This window comes from Bacillus safensis, from assembly GCF_039619585.1.
In the GTDB taxonomy this organism is placed as follows: Bacteria; Bacillota; Bacilli; order Bacillales; family Bacillaceae; genus Bacillus; species Bacillus safensis.
Map to the genome: position 1 here is coordinate 1,907,862 of NZ_CP154909.1, position 18,744 is coordinate 1,926,605.

The 18,744-nt window shown below is 41.4% G+C and carries 18 protein-coding genes and 1 other RNA gene; 7 read left to right on the forward strand and 12 right to left on the reverse strand.

The genetic code is table 11. The annotated features are described in order from the left end of the window. Positions 1-9: 9 nt before the first annotated feature. Positions 10-1,335 (forward strand): APC family permease, encoded by a 1,326-nt coding sequence (locus tag AAYR28_RS09580; protein ID WP_046311455.1) that lies wholly within the window; start codon positions 10-12, stop codon positions 1,333-1,335. A 97-nt stretch (positions 1,336-1,432) separates the two neighbouring features. Next, entirely contained in the window at positions 1,433-2,095 is a 663-nt protein-coding gene (locus tag AAYR28_RS09585; protein WP_120208081.1) for a lysozyme family protein, read from the forward strand. Positions 2,096-2,328: 233 nt separating this feature from the next. Here the strand turns inward: AAYR28_RS09585 and prpB are convergent, their stop codons facing one another. The 4 genes from prpB to AAYR28_RS09605 form a co-directional block, all read right to left on the reverse strand. Beyond that, complete coding sequence (gene prpB / locus AAYR28_RS09590; protein WP_120208083.1) at positions 2,329-3,246, reverse strand: methylisocitrate lyase; 918 nt, start codon at positions 3,244-3,246, stop codon at positions 2,329-2,331. Positions 3,247-3,258: 12 nt separating this feature from the next. Beyond that, the gene (locus AAYR28_RS09595) at positions 3,259-4,695 is read right to left on the reverse strand and encodes a bifunctional 2-methylcitrate dehydratase/aconitate hydratase (protein ID WP_024422674.1); all 1,437 of its coding nucleotides are present in this window, start codon (positions 4,693-4,695) and stop codon (positions 3,259-3,261) included. A gap of 2 nt (positions 4,696-4,697) precedes the next feature. Further along, positions 4,698-5,840, reverse strand: a complete 1,143-nt coding sequence (gene mmgD, locus AAYR28_RS09600) for a citrate synthase (RefSeq protein WP_120208085.1) — start codon at positions 5,838-5,840, stop codon at positions 4,698-4,700. Between the two features lie 168 nt (positions 5,841-6,008). Next, positions 6,009-6,548, reverse strand: a complete 540-nt coding sequence (locus AAYR28_RS09605; RefSeq protein ID WP_024422676.1) for a DUF420 domain-containing protein — start codon at positions 6,546-6,548, stop codon at positions 6,009-6,011. Between the two features lie 198 nt (positions 6,549-6,746). Between AAYR28_RS09605 and AAYR28_RS09610 the strand changes: the two genes are divergently transcribed. Continuing rightward, entirely contained in the window at positions 6,747-7,259 is a 513-nt protein-coding gene (locus AAYR28_RS09610) for a GNAT family N-acetyltransferase (RefSeq protein ID WP_029708157.1), read from the forward strand. Positions 7,260-7,413: 154 nt separating this feature from the next. On the opposite strand, the gene AAYR28_RS09615 is transcribed toward AAYR28_RS09610, so the two are convergent. The 8 genes from AAYR28_RS09615 to AAYR28_RS09650 all read right to left on the reverse strand — a co-directional run bounded on the left by AAYR28_RS09615 (position 7,414) and on the right by AAYR28_RS09650 (position 13,155). After that, a complete protein-coding gene (locus AAYR28_RS09615) occupies positions 7,414-8,235 on the reverse strand; it encodes a LysM peptidoglycan-binding and 3D domain-containing protein (RefSeq protein ID WP_024422678.1) in 822 nt (273 codons plus the stop codon). A 234-nt stretch (positions 8,236-8,469) separates the two neighbouring features. Beyond that, positions 8,470-10,272, reverse strand: coding sequence for a DNA helicase RecQ (gene recQ, locus AAYR28_RS09620; protein ID WP_120208087.1), 1,803 nt, complete (start codon positions 10,270-10,272; stop codon positions 8,470-8,472). Between the two features lie 133 nt (positions 10,273-10,405). After that, positions 10,406-10,591: non-coding RNA, 6S RNA (gene ssrS, locus AAYR28_RS09625), on the reverse strand. Between the two features lie 132 nt (positions 10,592-10,723). Continuing rightward, positions 10,724-11,224: a TraR/DksA family transcriptional regulator gene (locus AAYR28_RS09630; protein ID WP_034280603.1), complete on the reverse strand. Its 501-nt coding sequence runs from the start codon at positions 11,222-11,224 to the stop codon at positions 10,724-10,726. A gap of 91 nt (positions 11,225-11,315) precedes the next feature. Further along, a complete protein-coding gene (locus AAYR28_RS09635; RefSeq protein WP_041117693.1) occupies positions 11,316-11,963 on the reverse strand; it encodes an SDR family oxidoreductase in 648 nt (215 codons plus the stop codon). 175 nt (positions 11,964-12,138) lie between these two features. Next, positions 12,139-12,477, reverse strand: coding sequence for a PH domain-containing protein (locus AAYR28_RS09640; RefSeq protein ID WP_024422682.1), 339 nt, complete (start codon positions 12,475-12,477; stop codon positions 12,139-12,141). Between the two features lie 278 nt (positions 12,478-12,755). Then, on the reverse strand, positions 12,756-12,893 hold the full coding sequence (locus AAYR28_RS09645; RefSeq protein ID WP_080701155.1) for a DUF4025 domain-containing protein: 138 nt from the start codon (positions 12,891-12,893) through the stop codon (positions 12,756-12,758). A gap of 49 nt (positions 12,894-12,942) precedes the next feature. Then, positions 12,943-13,155 carry a DUF6501 family protein gene (locus AAYR28_RS09650; protein WP_024422683.1) on the reverse strand — a complete coding sequence of 71 codons (213 nt, stop codon included), beginning with the start codon at positions 13,153-13,155 and terminating at the stop codon, positions 12,943-12,945. Between the two features lie 212 nt (positions 13,156-13,367). Between AAYR28_RS09650 and AAYR28_RS09655 the strand changes: the two genes are divergently transcribed. The 4 genes from AAYR28_RS09655 (at position 13,368) to AAYR28_RS09670 (ending at position 18,743) form a co-directional block, all read left to right on the forward strand. After that, positions 13,368-14,852, forward strand: a complete 1,485-nt coding sequence (locus AAYR28_RS09655) for an aldehyde dehydrogenase family protein (RefSeq protein WP_034280593.1) — start codon at positions 13,368-13,370, stop codon at positions 14,850-14,852. Between the two features lie 102 nt (positions 14,853-14,954). Beyond that, positions 14,955-16,829, forward strand: a complete 1,875-nt coding sequence (locus AAYR28_RS09660; RefSeq protein WP_120208088.1) for a terpene cyclase/mutase family protein — start codon at positions 14,955-14,957, stop codon at positions 16,827-16,829. Beyond that, a complete protein-coding gene (locus AAYR28_RS09665) occupies positions 16,822-17,643 on the forward strand; it encodes a superoxide dismutase (RefSeq protein WP_034280588.1) in 822 nt (273 codons plus the stop codon). Before AAYR28_RS09660 ends, AAYR28_RS09665 begins: the two co-directional genes overlap by 8 nt. Before the next feature lie 149 nt (positions 17,644-17,792). Then, a complete protein-coding gene (locus AAYR28_RS09670) occupies positions 17,793-18,743 on the forward strand; it encodes a bile acid:sodium symporter family protein (RefSeq protein WP_034280586.1) in 951 nt (316 codons plus the stop codon). The last annotated feature ends 1 nt before the right edge of the window (position 18,744 follow it).

Genomic DNA, 18,744 nt, shown 5'->3' on the forward strand with positions numbered 1-18,744 from the left:
ATAGGCAAATTGACTGAAGAGCCAAGACTAAAACGCAGCCTGACTGTCTTTCCACTTGTTGTGATCGGGCTTGCTTATATGGATCCACTTGTCGTATTTGATTCATACGGCATTGTTGCTCAGCTGACGAAAGGACACGTCGCTGCAGCTTATATATTTACGTTACTTGCATTACTATTGACAGCGCTTAGCTATGGGAATATGGTGAAGGCTTTTCCAAAAGCAGGATCTGCTTATACATATGCGCAAAAAAGTATTCATCCTCATGTCGGCTTCCTTGTGGGCTGGACACTTTTACTGGATTATTTATTTCTGCCTATGGTGAATTTTGCGATTGGTAGTGCTTATTTAACCGCAGCCTTTCCTGATGTACCTCATTACATTTGGATCATCATACTTGCTATCGCCATAACGACTGTCAATGTCATCGGTATACGGCTTACAGCCAACATTACGGCGCTATTTGTGACGTTTCAGGTCATTGTCGCCGTCACCTTTGTTGGGTTTGTTATTTATGGGCTCACACAAAACACTGGCAGTGGAGCGTTATTGTCAGCCCGGCCTTTTTATTCAGCGAGCTTAGATCCAGCGCTTATTTTTTCAGGAGCGACCATTTTATGTTTCTCCTTTCTAGGATTTGATGCCATTTCGACGATGTCTGAGGAAACCATTAAACCAAAAAAGACCATTCCGCTTGCCATTTTCTTAACAGTTGCGATTGGAGGCGTACTGTTTACTTTGACGTCTTATTTTTTGCAGCAGGTGTTTCCAAATTTTCAGCAGTTCAAGCATCCTGATGCAGCCTCACTTGAAATTGCAGAATTTGTGGGCGGCGCATTTCTCCACTCGTTCTTTTTAGCAGGCACAATGGTGGCTGTCATTTCTTCCTCCTTATCGTCACATGCGAGTGCAGCAAGGCTTTTATATGCAATGGGAAGAGATCAATCGTTACCGAAGCGTTTCTTCGGGTATATTCATCCGAGATTAAAAACCCCTGTTTTTAATATTTTATTAATCGGAGCTTTCTCCTTAACCGCAGTCGTTGGCGAACTTGAAGTCATTTATTCCTTTATCAGCTTCGGCGCGTTAATTGGATTTACCTTTGTGAATTTGTCTGTTTTTGCGTACTTTTTCGTCAGACAAAAACAAAGAGGTGTGCTGAATACATTGAGATATGCAGTGATCCCTCTATGCGGGACGGCGTTTTGTCTTTGGCTGTTAACGAGCATCAGCACAAATGCATTAATCATTGGCATGATGTGGCTGATTATCGGTTTTGTTTATTTCTGCTTCAGGCTGAAAACACGACCTGAATTTACGTTTGGATATGATTGATTATAAGGTTTTCACTTGGTATCCTGCACAGGATATGGCATAATAAAAAGGCTGTACTTCCCTTTTAAAAGCGGGGCAAAACAGGGGTGAACTGACCTTGAAAAAGAAAAAAACAGGATGTTTTGCCATTTCAGGCTGTTTCACGATTTTTCTCTTTGTTTTCGTATTAGCAGCCATTGCCATCTCCTTTAATCAAAAGGAGTTAAAAAAGCTGCCGATTGATACGGAATCAATTGTTTTGTCGAGATTGGATGATTACAAACCGCTTGTAGAAACAGAGTTAAGAGATCAAGATTTAGATCAGTATACCGGGTTAATCCTCGGTATGATGTATCAAGAATCAAAAGGCAGAGGCGGAGATCCAATGCAGGCCTCTGAATCTCTTGGTTTGAAACGAAATGAAATCAATGACCCTCAGAAAAGCATTAAACAAGGAGTCCATCATTTTTCGACTATGTACAAGCATGGGAAGAAAAAAGGCGTTGATTTGGAAACCATTATTCAAAGCTATAACATGGGAATCGGCTATATTGATTTTGTTGCAAAAAACGGGGGAAAACATTCCGAGAAACTGGCAAAGCAATACTCCAAAAAGCAAGTGAAACGAAACCCCAAGGTCTATACGTGCGGCGGCAACAAAGATAACTTCCGCTATCCGTATTGCTACGGTGACTTCACTTACGCTGAAAAAGTAAAAGAAAAAACGAAAACAATTGAAGAAAAGATGAAATTGGCTTCTTCATCCACACCATCATCGTAAAAAAGCATTTCCGTCAAGGAAGTGTTTCAGATTGTTGTCAAAGTGCTAAAATAATCTTTATTTTAGCACTTTGTCTTTTTTCAGCGTGATAGAAAACCTTTGCAGCCCTAGGAAGGACGAGCACTGGCGCGGAGCGAATTTGACATTCGTGAGCACCAGCGCGCAGGACTGACAACGAATGCGAGGGTTTGTCTACACGCTGAAGCACTTCCGTAAAGGAAGTGCTTTTCATTTTATCGCTGTTCTTTCCCAATTTCCGGGAGGATTGTTTTTGCTAAATGCTGATCCATTTCCTCATATTCATCATAATGAATCGTTTCATACAGCTCTTTTCTCGTTTGCATATCCCCAAGTATCCCCTGCTGCGTTCCCTTTTCCATGATTTCTGTAAATAAACGCTCATACGCTTTTGCAGCAACTCTAAGTGATGACACAGGGTAAATGACCATTTGAAAGCCAAATACAGAAAATTCGTCTGCATGATAATAAGGCGTCTTGCCAAACTCCGTCATGTTTGCAAGGAGCGGACCTTTAATATTACTTGACGCATGCGTGAAGTCCTCCGCTGTAATGAGTGCCTCAGGAAAAATAGCGTCAGCTCCTGCTTCTACGTAAAGATTGGCCCGGCGGATGACATCCTCCATCCCATTTACGGACTTTGCATCGGTTCTTGCAATCACCAAAAGCGTTGGTGCCGCTTGTTTGATGGCTTTGATTTTTGCGACCATTTCTTCTACTGGAACGAGTGATTTCCCGTTTAAATGCCCGCATTTTTTCGGCATTTGCTGATCTTCAATTTGAACAGCTGCCACTTTGCTCTCAACCATTTCTTTTGCCGCTCTTGCTGCATTTAAAACACCGCCATAACCTGTGTCCATATCGACCAAAAGCGGCAGCTGGGAAGCTCGAATGATCTCCTTCGCTTTTTCTGCCATTTCTGTTGAATGGATCATGCCGAGATCAGGCAGTCCTTTGCTGGCACAAAAAGCGGCACCTGATAAATAGAGCCCTTGAAAGCCCATTTTTTTCGCATAGAGCGCAGACATTCCATCGTGAACGCCTGGAATTTGAAATAAAGCTGATTTGTTCATTTGTTCTTTAAAGGCTGCGGCTAAATCAGCCTGACTTCTTTCTTCATTCACGATCCACACGCTAGCTCCCCCTTATATGACGAATAAGTCCATAAATGCTGGTACTGTTGTTGTTTTTAATTGATTTGGATTTTGGCAGAGTGACACAATTTGATCCACTTGTTTTTGTGGAAATCTTGTCTTTAAATGATAGACCCATTTCTTTTCAAGCAGCGGAATGCCTTCCTGTCTTCTTCTGCGATGACCAAGCGGGTATTCAATTTCAATTCGGTCTGTCATCGTCCCGTCTTTAAAGAAAATTTGTACACAGTTTGCAATCGATCTCTTTTTCGGATCTAAATAATCCTCTGTGTAACGTTTATCCTCTTTCACAATCATTCGATCACGAAGACGATCAATGGCTGGATTTTGCGCCGTTTCTTCTTCATAATGGTCAGCTGTTAGTTCACCATAGATCAGTCCAATGGCTGTAATATACTGCAAGCAATGATCACGGTCTGCCGGATTATAAAGCGGCCCTTTCTTATCAATAATCCGAATTGCTGACTCATGTGTCGTAATCTCTACCCGGTCAATTTCATCTAAACGATCTTTTACAGCGTCATGCAGCATCACAGCCGCCTCTGCAGCTGTCTGTGCATGAAACTCAGCAGGATAAGCAATTTTGAAAAGAACATTTTCTATGACGTATGATCCAAGGGGCTGGGCGAGCGTAAGTGGTTTTCCTTTCATAAGAACATCTTCAAAGCCCCACTTCTCTGCACTGAGGGGCGTTTGATAACCCATTTCCCCTTTACGTGTCATCATTGCCAGCCTCACTCCGCGGCTTGTTGCGTCCCCCGCTGCCCATGATTTCCTCGATCCTGTGTTTGGGGCGTGGCGATACGTCCTAAGCGGGGAATTATCAACAAACGCTTGTGATAAAACATGCTGGACCTCTTCCTTTGTTCCGCCAAGCATTGCACACACAACTGCACTTGTTGCCACTTTGACAAATAAAACATGGTCCAATCCATTTCGATTTAGACAATTTTCTAAAGCAAGGACACCTTGAATTTCATGTGCCTTGACGATTGCATGCAGTACATCATTCATCGTTAGCGGCTCTTCTCCGTTTGCAAGGCGTGTTCTGCTGATATAATCACTTACAGCTAATATTCCGCCTAAGTTATCTGACGGATGACCCCACTCCTGTGCAAGCCACGTGTCATTATAATCTAACCAGCGGATCATACAGCCAATATCAAAAGCCGCTTGAACGGGATCTAGCACAAACGAAGTGCCTGGAACTCTTGCTCCGTTAGGCACGACTGTTCCAGGTACGATGGGTCCAAGGTGCTTCGTACATTCTGGAAAATTGAGCGCCAGCATTCCGCACCCGAGCGTGTCTATGAGCACATACCGCGCGGTTTCAATGGCCTCTTTGCTCGTAATTTCTCCGTCTACTGCATAGGCAGCGATTTCTTCTAATAGCTGATCTGTTTGATTGGCGACTGCTGTTTTGTTCATGTTCATTCCCCCGTTTTTCCATCATCATTTGAAACCTTTAATCCTCTTGGCCCTAGATACCGGACTCTCGGTCTAAAAATGCGATTATGCAAATGCTGTTCAATCACATGTGCGGCTAATCCGCTAGCTCTTGCAGCAAAGAAAATGGGTGTATAAAGTGAAATGGGGATTCCGAGCACGTAATAAATAGGTGCAGCATAATAATCAAGATTTGGATAAAGGTTTTTCTGCTCTTTCATGTATGCCTCTCCTGCTACACACATGTCATATAGTGTTGTATCTCCCTTTGATTCCGTAAGCGTTTTCAATGAACGTTTTAAAAGAGCGGCTCGCGGGTCCATTTTTCTCATGTATACCCTGTGGCCAAAGCCCATCATTTTTTCTTTTGCGGCTAATTTTCGTTCAATGAGCGCAAGGAATCCTTCTGTTGTTTTTCCTTCAAGAAGCATGTGCATGACAGCTTCATTTGCACCTCCGTGGAGGTCACCTTTTAATGAAGAGATCGCTCCAGTAAAAGCACCATACATGTCAGAATGCGTGGATGCAATCACTCTAGCCGCAAACGTTGAATTCGGCAGCTCATGTTCGCTATATAATGTGAGTGTTTGGTCAAAAGCGGTAATTTCGTCTTGTTCCGGGGTGCGTCCTGTTAGCATGGATAAAAAGTTTTCAGTGTAGGATTTGGTCTGATCTGGAGAAATAGCGGCGTCTTTTGTGAGAATATAATAGCTTCCAGCAACAATGGCCGGCAGCTGGCCTAGTAATCGAACTGCACGCCTTACTTGGCACGCTTCAGATCGATCATGTAATGCGTCATCATACCCTGCAAGAGCAGATAAGCACGTTCTCATCGCATCCATAGGGTGAGTGGTTTTTGGCAGATTCGTTAATATGGTTTGAATGGTTGGATGTAAGCTCGTTTGTGAGGATATATCTTGCTGAAATTGGTGATATTCCATCTGATCTGGTAATCTTCCATAAATAAGCAGATAGGCTGTTTCTAAATATGTCTTGTTTTGTGCCAGCTCAATGAGGTCGTACCCGCGAATCACAATTTCCTCTTGCTCCACATCTAAGTATGATATGGATGTTTCGCTTGCCACAATGTCTTCAAGCCCCGGTTTATACTGCAATTGTTCAGTCATCATATAACCCCCGTTTCGTCCAATTGTTGATCTCCAAACGAGCAAACGGCCAAAAATGATGTGAATCTATAGATGGGAAGATACCGTGCTAGTCGGATACCCAATTTCCATTCTATCCAAAGCACTTCATCTTGTAAATAAAAGAACGTATGTCCAGTTGGACATACGTTAGCTGTAATATGGAGAAATCATGATATAGACAATGACGCCAGTGAGACTAACATAGAGCCAAAGCGGCATCGTCCAGCGGGCAATTTTACGGTGACGCTCGACCTGCATCTGTGCGCCTCTAAATAGTGTAATCAGTGCAAGCGGTACAATAATAGCTGAGAGTACAATATGTGTAATCAAAATAAAGAAGTAAATCGGACGGATGATCCCTTCTCCTCCGAAGTGTGTATCAGCTGCCATTGAATGATATGTCACATAGGAAATTAAAAAGACAAGTGTTGTTGAAAATGCAGCAAAGATAAATCGTCTATGTGCTTTAATGTTCTTTTGTTTAATCATAATGAGTGCTGAAAGTAAGAAGATAAACGTAAAGCTGTTCATCACGGCATTCAGTAACGGCAGAAATGTAATATCCAGATGACTAAATTTATCTGTTTTTGGCATTAAAAATAATAAAGCGATTAATCCGTTTATGGCAATTGTTAAAATGACAACAATGCCGGTGAAATTTTTCGGTTTTTGATTCTGTTCGTTCATGTTTGAAAACCTCTCTTTATTAGTTCCGACTAAGAGTATGTTATTTAACTTTCTCTATAAAGTCAATGAATTCGCTGTCTTCGTCGAATTTTAGACAAACTTGCCGATTACTGGCGTTTTAACGGGTTGAAAGATTCATCCACTTCCTTTAAAATTGGAATTTATGTGATTTTTATCATTTCTTATATGAAAGGAGTAATGGACTTGTCAATCTTACAGGAAACACCCAAAGATGTGAAGGCGTTAGAGCAAGAATTACAGCAATTGCAGTTCCAAATGTATCGAATGCAAGAAAATATGAAAGATATTTCGAAAAAGGCAAAGATCATTGGCATTGATCAGGCGAAAGAAGATGAATGGATGATTGTCTCTGCCATTGAAAATGCTGATACATGTAAAATCATGCTGACTGATTGTGAAAAAGCTTTTCGCGGACAATCTGATTTTTCCTTAATTGCGGAATATCCTGAAGAAGGAAAGATTCATATTGCTGATATAAAAGGCCCTCCCGATAATGGGTACGGCTCAATCTGTATGAAGCATTTAAAAGAAATCGCAAGAGAGCAGAACATCCCAGTCATCACAGGTGACCTCGTCAAAAGAGATTGGAATCATGTGGACCGCTTGATTCATTTTTATGAAAAGCATCAATTTGATGTCCAAATCAATTGGAAAGAACAAAGCGGAGAAATTTATTGGGTGGACAGCTAACGACAAAAAACCAGTGTGTATGATGGAATATACGCTGGTTTTTGTCGAAAATGCAAATTTTTCTGAAAAATGTGTGTTTTTTTGACCAAAAAAAGGGTACAATAAAAGCATCAGGCCGCCACCTGATGCTTTCTTCCAAAAAAACAATAAGTTACTAGTTAAGTACTTTTACTTTGACTGATTTTACGCCCCAATTTTTTGCTTGGGATTTGCTTGGTACATGAACATCAATTTTGTTACCTTTAATTGCGCCGCCAGTATCTGCTGCGATGGCTTCACCGTAGCCTTCAACATAAACCTTACTTCCTAATGGAATGACATTAGGATCTACTGCAATCACTTTCGCATTTGGGTTTTTGTTTAAGTTTACCCCTGTTGCAGTGATACCTGAGATGCCACCATCATTTGCTGTATAAGCAGTAGCCGTTACAGTCATTTCTTTTTGTACACTTTGACTAGCAGAAGATGATTCTGCTTTAGCTGTTTCCTGTTTAGGAGCAGCTTTTTTCGGTGCTTCCTGTTTAGGAGCAGCTTTTTGTGTTGTTTGCTCTTTTTGGACAGGCTCCTGTTTTTGTACAGGCTCTGAGCTTACCGGAGCTGAGCTTTGACCAGCAACACTTAGTGTTGAACCAATCATAATTATATCTGAGTTTAAGTTATTCCAAGACTTAATATCGCTAATTGACACATTGAATTTTTGAGCGATTTTCCAGAGGCTGTCCCCCTTCTGGACTTTATACTGCTCCTGAGTTTTCTCTTTTGAAGAGATTGTCAATTTATCACCTACATAAATCATGTCTGTTGATAAATTGTTCCAACCCTTTAGGTCCTTTAGAGACACATCATTTTTTTGAGAGATTCCCCAAAGTGTATCACCTTTCTTCACAGTGATTTCCTTTGCAGAAGCTTGCTGTGCTCCAAATGCTGTTGTAGAGATTGCTGCAACAGCAACCAAGGACATAATAGTCTTCTTCATAAAGTAAATCCTCCCTTGTTAGCTTTTTATGGCGGCTAACGAGTGCTATCGTAACATATGTAAATGTCAATTCAATAACAAAACGATATGTTTTAGATTACAGTTCCTTTACATGAAACATCTCTCTCCATTGGTAAATCAGACCACAAAACAGCTCGATTACCCGCCATATCAAGGTTTTGAAAGGATCAGAAACCTCCTGTTGAAAACGTGTCCAAACGCAGCGAAAAAAATTTATTTTTCTTCTTCAACCTCTTTATTTTTTTCTTTTTCTATAAATAAACGGATTTCTTCTAAAAAAACATCCCCGTATTTCTCTCTTTTTTGAACGCCTATTCCCTTAATATGGAGAAGTTCTTCTTCTGTTTTAGGCTGAACGGCTGACATTTCCTTCAAGGTTTGATCAGAAAATACAACAAATGGCGGAACGCCCTGCTCTCTCGCCAGCTTCATTCTCACCGCTCTCAGCTGCTCAAATAATGCATCGTTTTCTTGAATCGCCTCTCTTTTCACTGCCTGTTTTTTATACACAGCCTCTTGCCCGACTAACACTTTCTTTCCTTTATGTGTCACTTTTAATGTTGGATAAGCTCCTTCAGACATGTGCAAATACTCTTCTGTAATTAAAAATTCGATGAAATCACTGATTTGCTGGGCTGATTGCTGCTTCATTAAAGCGTATGTAGGAAGACGGTCGAAACCGAGGTCAAGCACTTTTTTATTTTTAGAGCCTGCCAGTACTTGAGCAATCATCATTTTTCCAAACCGCTCGTTCATTCTAACCGTACACGATAAAACCATTTGCGCTTCTCGAGTGACCTCTTCACGCTCTCTTTCATCAAGGCAATTGCTGCATTTTTGGCAAGGGGTACTTGCTGATTGATCAAAGTAGTCCATCACAAATTGCTGCAGACATTGCTCAGTGTGACAGTAATCGACCATTTGTCTTAGTTTAAGCAGTTCATGCTGATAGCGCACTTCATCTTCTGTTGACTGTTCAATGAGGAATCGCTGCATTCGTACGCCCTGCGGCGAGAACAGTAAAATGCATTCACTTTGGAGCCCGTCTCTGCCGGCGCGTCCAGCTTCTTGATAGTAGCTTTCAATATCCCTTGGAATTTGGTGATGAATCACAAAACGGACATTTGATTTATTAATTCCCATGCCAAATGCAGATGTAGCGACCATAACCTGGATGTCATCATTTAAAAACAGGTTTTGCTGCTCTTCTCTTACATTGTCATCTAACCCGCCATGATAAATGCCAGCTTTGATCTTTTGTTTCTTTAGCCGATTGTAAATGTTTTCGGCTTCTTTTCTTGTAGCAGTATAGATAATGCCGGACTCAAGCTTATTTTTCTTCATATAATGTGTGATAAAGCGGTCACTATTTTCTCCTTTGACCACCTGAAAAGATAAATTTTCTCTAGCAAACCCAGTAAAAATGGTTTCTTCTTCATTCATGCCAAGCTGTTCACATATATCTCGGTGGACCTTTTTCGTGGCTGTAGCAGTTAATGCGACAATCACTGGCCTTTTTGTCAGCTGATTTAAGCATTCTTGAATAAAGCGGTAGCTTGGCCTAAAATCATGCCCCCACTCAGATATACAGTGCGCTTCATCAATTGCAATTAAAGGGATCGTTAACCGATCAAGCAGCTGAAAAAAACGCTCATTTTGTAAACGTTCAGGTGTGATATAAAGCAGCTGATATTCCCCATCTTCACATTTTTTCAGCCTCTTATTCATTTCAGCTGCGGAAAGTGTGCTGTTTAAAAAGGACGATCGTATGCCCATTTCATTTAGCGCATCGACTTGATCTTTCATTAAAGAAATTAGCGGGGATACAACGATCGTTGTTCCTTCCATCATCAGGGCAGGAATCTGGTAGCAAACCGATTTCCCTCCGCCTGTCGGCATAATACAGACGGTATCCTTCTGTTTGTTTACAATCGATTCAATGGCTTGTTTCTGTCCCTGCCTAAATGCGTCAAAGCCAAAGTATTGTTTCAGGAGTGCTTCTGCTTGTTCTAACATCCAATTCCCTCTCCGTCTTTTGTTTTGTCTATTTTAACATACATTCATGCCTCTTCCGGCAGACTGTGCAATTTCGTTTTTTCACAAAATAAAAAGCCATTTTCCGCAATGGAAAATGGCTTGAATCATCCTAGGAAAAGCTGCGGATGCCGTAATCTAAGTAAGAAAGTTTTAAACCACCACTCCTCAAAGTGGGTGTTTGCAGAAACGTTCCTGTCTTCCTCGCTAAGGAGGCATGACATTCCGGCTTCAATATAAAACTCCCTATTACAGCTTAAAGGTTAAAACTTAATTAACATTACGCGCATCGCAGCCTTTAAACTATATTACACGAAAGTTTATTAAATTTCAAGAGATCTTTTTTCTATGAAATACTCATGTATACAAGTTATTTGTTCATGTGTACATAAGAAAAAATTATTCTGAAAAAATTTAACCTTCGCTTATGATCCTATTTTTCCTCATCTACATCAACATCTTGCTCTTCCTCTAATCTTTCATACGTATCTGAATGCATCTGATCCATTGTTTCTCTATTTGTTAAATCGCGCATTTGATCGGAGAATGAACGGTCAAATTCGTTTGGATCTTGAGTGGTTTCTTCATTTTTCTTTGCATCGATTGAATAACGTGTATATGGAACTGCTTTTAAACGCTCGTATGGAATCTCTTTCCCCGTTTTCTCACATATCCCATATGTTCCGTCTTCCATTCGTTTCAGTGCTGCATCGATTTCACCTTCAAGCTGATCATCGACTTGATCCAGCGTTTGTTCTGTCATGCGGTCTAAATAGATGCTCCCATGATCAGCGATATGATTTCCAACACCATTTGAAATCTCACTCGATTCAACGAGCATCGATTCTTCTTTCTTTTTTGATCCCTTCACATCTTCTTTTAATTGAATCAATCTTTCGTATAAATCAGCTTGTTGTTCTTTCGTTAAGCCCACGGTCAATCACTCCTTTCTCATTACCTTCCCGCTGAAAGGGAAAAGAAAACATCAAAAAAGCCGCCGCCTCTTTGGCAGCAGCTTTCTTTTCTTACAGATGGCGAAGTGCTTCTTCTACTGATTTTTCGCCTTTCATCAAGTCGAAGGACTTATTTTTCACATTGGATTCTGTTAAGCTCTCCACAAGAACAATGGCTACGTCCTCTCTTGAAATCTCGATGTTTTGATCATCTGGAATATGTTCGGCAGCTTCAATCTTTCCTGTCTTCTCCTCATGCAGCAAGGCACCTGGGCGGACAATCGTATAGGAAAGACCAGACTGTCTTAAGTGCTCATCGGCTTTTCTTTTTGCTTCATAATAAGTTTCCATACTTCCTTGCCCTTTTCCTTGGTTCGGATCATCTGCATTATAGGCACTAAGCATAACAAAATGCTGGATGTTTTCTTTTTTCGCTGTATCAACGAGGCGTTTTGCACCTTCTTGATCGACCGCAATGGTCTTATCTGCACCTGTTTTTGAGCCTGAACCAGCTGCAAAGATGACAGCGTCTGCTTGTTTTACAGCATCTGTCACATCTTTTTCAAGATCACCGATGACAGGTGCTGCCCCAAGTTCCTTTAGTGCATCAGCTTGTTTTTCATCTCGAATGAGAGCAAGCGGCTCATGTCCTTTTTCTTTTAAATAACGAACGACAAGTCTGCCTGTATGTCCATTTGCTCCTGCAACTAACACTTTCATTGTTCATTCTCCTTTCTGTATCTGTTTCATCTTTATCCTTTTTTGCTATCATTCAAACACTTAAGCAGAAAAAAGCCCTTCCCATCAGATGGGAAGGACTTAGCAATGTGCGATCTATAAAAATAAGAACGAAGAATGAGAAAAGTGCATATGATCTATGTAATCGCAAGATTGATCAGCAAAGATGTTTTGTCAAAATGGCTTGCACATCACTCAAATCCGTCTCTTTGGAAAAGTCGAGTTCAAATACTTTTGAGCTTGTGACAAGCAGCATACCTGTGTCCTGATCAAACACGCCAGCTTCTTGTATGGCAAAACTTTCAATTGATCGATACGGCAAGGAGACCCTGACTTTCTTCTTAGAAAATACGCGGTTATCGCCAAAGATCAGTCGTTTATTGGTAAAGCAAATTTGGTCGTGACGCAGTCTGTAAACAGCCTCAATTCTTTCCCCTTCAATCAATAAGGATTCGAATTTCTTATCATTTTGTTTACTGACAGAAAAAATACCCACGTAAACCCCCTCTTCCTGCATCAAATTCCTTTATGACAAAACGGCCACACGGCTCTGTGGGTACGTTTTATTCTCACTTATAGAATACGCTATAAATGGTCGTTATTCCATTACGAATAGATTAAATTTCATTTAACTTTTTCTTTTTGATCCGATGCTCTTTCCTCTACTTATTTAGACTGTTAAAGCAGGAAAAAAGTTTCAGTTCTTTTCGAGAAAAAATGCTGCTTCATTCCAATAAAAAAACAGTGATTATGCAAATCACTGTTTTTAAATGACTATTCGTCTTTTGGTGTATCAATGGTTCCCTCGGCATACACGTCGGAAATCTGTTCAAGCGTAATTGCCATATCAGCGTCCTCATGTTCATGCCAAGCATGTTGACTTTTCTGCTCGTCATTTTGCTGCTTTTTCATCATCATCACCCTTTACTGTTTTTCTTAGTATGAGTGATGGTCCTCAAAATCATTCAGCTGAAATATCTTCGAAATACTCCTTGTAATACCCGCCTACTTTACCCGTGTTGTCAACGACAAACAGAAATTCTTCTGTTTCATTTTTCACTTCATATGTGCTTCCAACCGTTAATGCCCGATCGACCATATATTTTTTCGCATTTGTATGTACACATTTTACTTGTTTTAACGTTTGAGCCGTTTGCCAGTTTTGATGGATCATGATTTAAAAACTCCTTTTTTCATCTATACATTTATTGTAGCCAAATTTTCGCGAAATGCAATGAGTGTTATGGATTGCTTTCAAACATGTCGTGTAATATGATTATTGTATACGTTTACATCTTTGTGCGTATAAAGTTTCGTTGCATGTCCGCTTTTCCCACCTAGAACTCGCAGAAAACAATCCATATCTTTAAGGAGGTTTGTTTATTTATGAGCTCTACAACACTTCAAATTAGTTCAAAACTCGAATCTTTTCTCCAAGGGACGAAAAAACTCTACATTAATGGTCAGTTTGTCACAAGTCACGATAACAAAACCTTTGCTACTCCTAACCCAGCCACAGGCGAAACCCTTATTGATGTTTATGAAGCAGGTGCAAAAGATATTGATGAGGCAGTAAAAGCTGCAAAAAAAGCCTTTCATGGTCCTTGGCGCTCCATGTCTGCCGCTGAACGCGCCCGCCTCATGTTCAAGCTTGCTGATTTAATGGAAGAAAATCAGGAAGAGCTTGCACAGCTAGAAACTTTAGATAACGGAAAACCAATTAATGAAACAACAAATGCAGATATCCCCCTCGCTATAGAGCACATGCGCTATTATGCTGGCTGGACGACAAAAATGAATGGACAAACCCTTCCTGTCAGTCAAGGATATTTTAATTATACCCGACATGAGCCGGTTGGTGTTGTAGGACAAATCATCCCATGGAACTTCCCTCTGCTCATGGCTATGTGGAAAATGGGCGCCGCACTTGCAACAGGGTGCACCATCGTTTTAAAGCCAGCCGAACAAACTCCACTCTCTGCTCTTTACTTAGCAGAATTAGTGGACAAAGCCGGCTTCCCAGAAGGCGTGATTAACATCGTTCCTGGATTTGGCGAAACAGCCGGAGAAGCCTTAACTGATCATCCTGACGTGAACAAGCTGGCCTTCACAGGGTCAACAAGTGTTGGGAAATTAATTATGGAGAAAGCGGCTAAAACCATTAAGAGGGTCACATTAGAGCTTGGCGGAAAATCACCGAATATTATTTTACCTGATGCCGATTTAAAGAAAGCCATTCCAGGTGCTTTAAATGGCGTCATGTTTAACCAAGGCCAAGTATGCTGCGCGGGCTCCAGAGTCTTTGTTCATCGGAGCCAATATGATGAAGTGGTCGATCAAATGGCCAAATATGCAGGATCCCTCAAGCAAGGCGCTGGTCTTCATCAAGATACGCAAATTGGACCTCTTGTAAGTAAAGAACAGCACGAACGCGTGTTAGGCTATATTGAAAAAGGTAAATCCGAAGGGGCAACAGCCGTTGTCGGGGGCGATTGCCCTTATGAGGCTGGCTATTTCGTCTCCCCTACTATTTTTAAAGATGTAGAAGATGAAATGACCATTGCCAAAGAAGAAATCTTTGGACCTGTCTTATCTGCCATTCCTTACGATTCCATTGATGAAGTGGTCGAACGTGCCAACCAGTCTGAATATGGATTAGCAGCAGGACTTTGGACAGAAAACTTAAAGCATGCCCATGATATCGCTGCACGTCTTGAAGCAGGAACGATTTGGGTCAACTGCTATAATGTCTTTGATGCCGCCTCCCCGTTTGGAGGATATAAGCAATCAGGTCTTGGCAGAGAAATGGGATCATATGCCCTTAACAACTATACAGAAGTCAAAAGTGTATGGATTAATCTCCAAGACTAATGACGTAAAAAAAGCCGGTGACCGTGTCATCGGCTTTTTTGTGTTTGCATGTGACAGGCCGGCTCCTGAATATAGTATGAAAGGAAAGGAGCATGGCCGCATATGCAAGATTTTAAATTAAAAGTAAACGAATTTATCGAAGAATTGCACATAGAGATGCAGCGAAGACAACGAGAAGATGGCGCCTTTGTTTTCTGCTTTGAAGGTCCAATGATGACAAATGCTTTTTTGATTATGCTGTTAAAGGCTGTCGGCGATACGGATCAGGCTTTCGTTGATCAATTAGCAGAAGCGATACGCGAAAAGCAAAATGAGGATGGGTCTTTTTCTTTGTATCATGATCAAACGGGACATGTAACAGCCACTGTGCAGGGCTATTGCGGAATGCTCGTTTCAGGCAGGTTTCAACAAGATGAGCCTCATATGGAAAAAGCAGCGCAATATATTCGATCAAATGGCGGATTAAAGAACGTTCACTTTATGACAAAGTGGATGCTCGCCGTCAACGGCATGCACCCTTGGCCGTACTTCTATGCACCACTTTCCTTTTTACTCATCCCTACATACTTTCCGCTTCACTTCTATCATCTTAGTGCATATGCAAGAATTCACTTTGTACCAATGATGATTGCACTCAACAAACGATATACTTCTCATGAGAAATTTCCAAGCCTAGCACACCTTGATGCAAACATGTCTAAGAATCCATTTGACTGGTTTATGGCAAGAGAAGAACGTTCCACTCATCACTTTCTGACTTACATGCGATCGTATACAGCACTCGACAGCCGGCTGGACTTTTTCGGATATGAAGCAGCAAAGCGATATATGTTTGACCGCCTCGAAAAAGATGGCACACTGTACAGCTATTTAAGTGCAAGTATTTTTATGGTCTACGCACTTATGAGTCTTGGGTACTCCCCAGGACATCATCTCATTTTAAAAGCAGTCAAAGGCATGAAAAAGCTAGTTACTGACTGTCAGGGCAGAATGTATGCAGAAAATTCCACATCCACAGTTTGGGATACAGCGCTTGTCAGTTATGCTTCTCAAAAAGCTGGCAAAAAACAAGAAGACCCAGTCATCACAAAATCTTTCTCATACTTACTGAACCGGCAGCAAATGAAGAAAACAGATTGGGCGATTCATAACCGGCATGCTGCTCCGGGAGGCTTTGGTTTTTCAGATATCAATACGAATAACCCTGATTGTGATGATACGCAAATTGTCTTAAAAGCCATTCCGAAAACATACGCACCAGTTCAGTGGAAGCGAGGATTCAATTGGCTTCTTTCCATGCAAAACCGTGATGGCGGGTTCTCTGCCTTTGAAAAAAATCAAGATCACTTCCTGCTTCGACATCTGCCGCTTGAATCTGCGGAGGATGCAGCAATTGATCCATCGACTCCCGATATTACAGGCCGCGTGCTTCATCTCATTGGTCTTGAAGAGAAAAACATGTCACCGCCTGTTCACAGGCAAAAAGACCAATGTGTCAAATGGCTCCTAAATCATCAAGAGAAAAATGGATCATGGTTTGGCAGATGGGGTGTTTGCTATATTTATGGAACGTGGGCAGCATTAACAGGTCTAAAAGCTGCCGGCATCCCCTCCACCCATCCTGCTGTCCAAAAAGCATGCCGATTTTTAAAGCAGATTCAACGAGAAGATGGCAGCTTCGGAGAATCATGTAAAAGTGCAGAGGTAAAAACATATGTCCCCCTCCCGTTTGGCACAGTGGTTCAGACGGCTTGGGCAGCAGAGGCACTTTTACAATATGAGAAGCCCGATGACAAAACGATTTTAAAAGCCATCTCATTTTTGATCCATCATCAGCACACGAATGAAGCCTTGCACTATCCAGTAGGCATTGGCCTGCCAAAACAATTTTACATCACTTATCATAGCTACCCATTTGTCTTTCCGATGATGGCTTGTTCCACATTTTTAGAAGAAATGAGGCGTAAGAATGAATAAGGAAGAGTACCGTTTGCAGCTCAAAGAGTGGCTTAGCTCCATTCAACCCGCGATTCAAGATGACAACATCCGTCAGAAAGTAGACCATTTATGGTTCTCAATGGATGATGAACATTCCAGTGAACAAGAGTGGTACGAACTGGCAGAACGTATTGCTGAGGACATGAACCCACAAGAAGACATGCGAGAGGTAGCAGCTGGAAGTCACAAGTTACCTCCTCTCCCTTACCGGTATGATGCACTAGAACCGTTTATATCAAAAGAAATTATGTATTTGCATCACCAGAAGCATCATCAATCATATGTAGATGGTTTGAACCAAGCTGAGCTTGCATTAAAAAATGCAAGAAGAACCAATGATTTTAAAATGATTAAGCATTGGGAACGGGAGCTTGCCTTCAATGGTGCGGGGCACTATTTACATTGTATTTTTTGGTTTTCCATGAGTCCTTCAGGAAAACGAAAGCCCACTGGACAAATGCTTCGTCTCATTGAACAATCGTTTGACAGCTATGATGCATTTAAATCTCAATTTTCAGCAGCGGCCAAACAAGTAGAGGGTGTTGGCTGGGCCATTCTCGTATGGGCGCCCAGATCTCAGCGATTAGAGATTTTACAAGCAGAACGCCATCAATTTTTGTCACAATGGGACGTGATCCCCCTTCTAGCCCTTGATGTATGGGAGCACGCCTACTACCTTCAATATCTGAATGAAAAAGCGAAATACGTAGATCGTTGGTGGAGTGTAGTCGACTGGCGTGAGCCAGAAGCTAGGCTTAAGCAGGCACAACAAGTGAGATGGACCCCTTTTTAAAACGATGCTCCATATAGGCTAATGCTTATATGGGGTATTTTTAGTTTACATAATTTTATTATTAACACCTTTATAAAGAATGGGTTGTTTTTTCAGAAAATTCGTTTAAAATAGGAAAGATATGTGAGGAAAGTGAGATGAAGCAATGAATGAACATTCTTTTAACCATTAGTCAATTTGCAGGAAGAACCTTTGCAATCTGGGTCATTATCTTTGCATGTCTTGGATTTACTTTTCCTGACGTATTTTCTCAGATTGGACCGTATATCCCTTTTTTATTAGGTGTCATTATGTTTGGGATGGGGCTTACGTTATCTGGTGAAGATTTTAAGGAGCTTTTTCGTAAACCTCTCTATGTGTTAATCGGGGTTTTGGCGCAGTACACACTCATGCCGCTGATCGCCTTTCTATTAGCTTACGGATTACGGCTGCCGTCTGAAATTGCTGTAGGCGTTATTCTTGTGGGCTGCTGCCCGGGCGGTACAGCATCCAATGTCATGACCTTCCTTGCAAAAGGCAATATGGCATTATCCGTAGCGGTCACAACTATATCGACCCTTCTTGCTCCCTTTTTAACGCCTCTCTTTATCTATATTTTTGCAAGATCATGGTTACCTGTATCACCGGAGGCATTATTTTTGTCGATTGTCCAAGTTGTGCTAATTCCTATTATCCTAGGTGTTATCGTTAAGGTATTTTTCAAAAAACAAGTAAACTATGCAGTTCAAGCATTGCCGCTTGTATCTGTTGCTGGAATTGTGTTGATCATTGCAGCGGTTGTCAGTGCAAATAAAGAGCAGATTCTTCAATCTGGATTGCTGATATTTGCCGTTGTTATATTACATAATGGACTTGGTCTCTTATTTGGTTACCTGATCGCAAAGTGGTGCAGAATGGATATCCCTTCTCGTAGAGCGATCTCGATCGAAGTAGGCATGCAAAACTCCGGGCTCGGTGCAGCGCTAGCAACAGCACACTTCTCACCGCTCGCAGCCGTACCAAGTGCGATTTTTAGTGTGTGGCATAATTTATCTGGTTCCTGGCTTGCGACGTATTGGTCAAAACGAGGACAACATGACAGTGAAAAGAAAAAAAGCTAGC

What these genes read in the sequence shown, in the direction of transcription:
- AAYR28_RS09595 (WP_024422674.1), bottom strand. Translation starts at nt 4,695, where the DNA reads ATGAACAAAACAGCAGTCGCCAATCAAACAGATCAGCTATTAGAAGAA.
- mmgD (WP_120208085.1), bottom strand. Translation starts at nt 5,840, where the DNA reads ATGACTGAACAATTGCAGTATAAACCGGGGCTTGAAGACATTGTGGCA.
- AAYR28_RS09605 (WP_024422676.1), bottom strand. Translation starts at nt 6,548, where the DNA reads ATGAACGAACAGAATCAAAAACCGAAAAATTTCACCGGCATTGTTGTC.
- AAYR28_RS09610 (WP_029708157.1), top strand. Translation starts at nt 6,747, where the DNA reads ATGGACTTGTCAATCTTACAGGAAACACCCAAAGATGTGAAGGCGTTA.
- AAYR28_RS09615 (WP_024422678.1), bottom strand. Translation starts at nt 8,235, where the DNA reads ATGAAGAAGACTATTATGTCCTTGGTTGCTGTTGCAGCAATCTCTACA.
- recQ (WP_120208087.1), bottom strand. Translation starts at nt 10,272, where the DNA reads ATGTTAGAACAAGCAGAAGCACTCCTGAAACAATACTTTGGCTTTGAC.
- AAYR28_RS09635 (WP_041117693.1), bottom strand. Translation starts at nt 11,963, where the DNA reads ATGAAAGTGTTAGTTGCAGGAGCAAATGGACATACAGGCAGACTTGTC.
- AAYR28_RS09645 (WP_080701155.1), bottom strand. Translation starts at nt 12,893, where the DNA reads ATGAAAAAGCAGCAAAATGACGAGCAGAAAAGTCAACATGCTTGGCAT.
- AAYR28_RS09650 (WP_024422683.1), bottom strand. Translation starts at nt 13,155, where the DNA reads ATGATCCATCAAAACTGGCAAACGGCTCAAACGTTAAAACAAGTAAAA.
- AAYR28_RS09655 (WP_034280593.1), top strand. Translation starts at nt 13,368, where the DNA reads ATGAGCTCTACAACACTTCAAATTAGTTCAAAACTCGAATCTTTTCTC.
- AAYR28_RS09660 (WP_120208088.1), top strand. Translation starts at nt 14,955, where the DNA reads ATGCAAGATTTTAAATTAAAAGTAAACGAATTTATCGAAGAATTGCAC.
- AAYR28_RS09665 (WP_034280588.1), top strand. Translation starts at nt 16,822, where the DNA reads ATGAATAAGGAAGAGTACCGTTTGCAGCTCAAAGAGTGGCTTAGCTCC.
- AAYR28_RS09670 (WP_034280586.1), top strand. Translation starts at nt 17,793, where the DNA reads ATGAACATTCTTTTAACCATTAGTCAATTTGCAGGAAGAACCTTTGCA.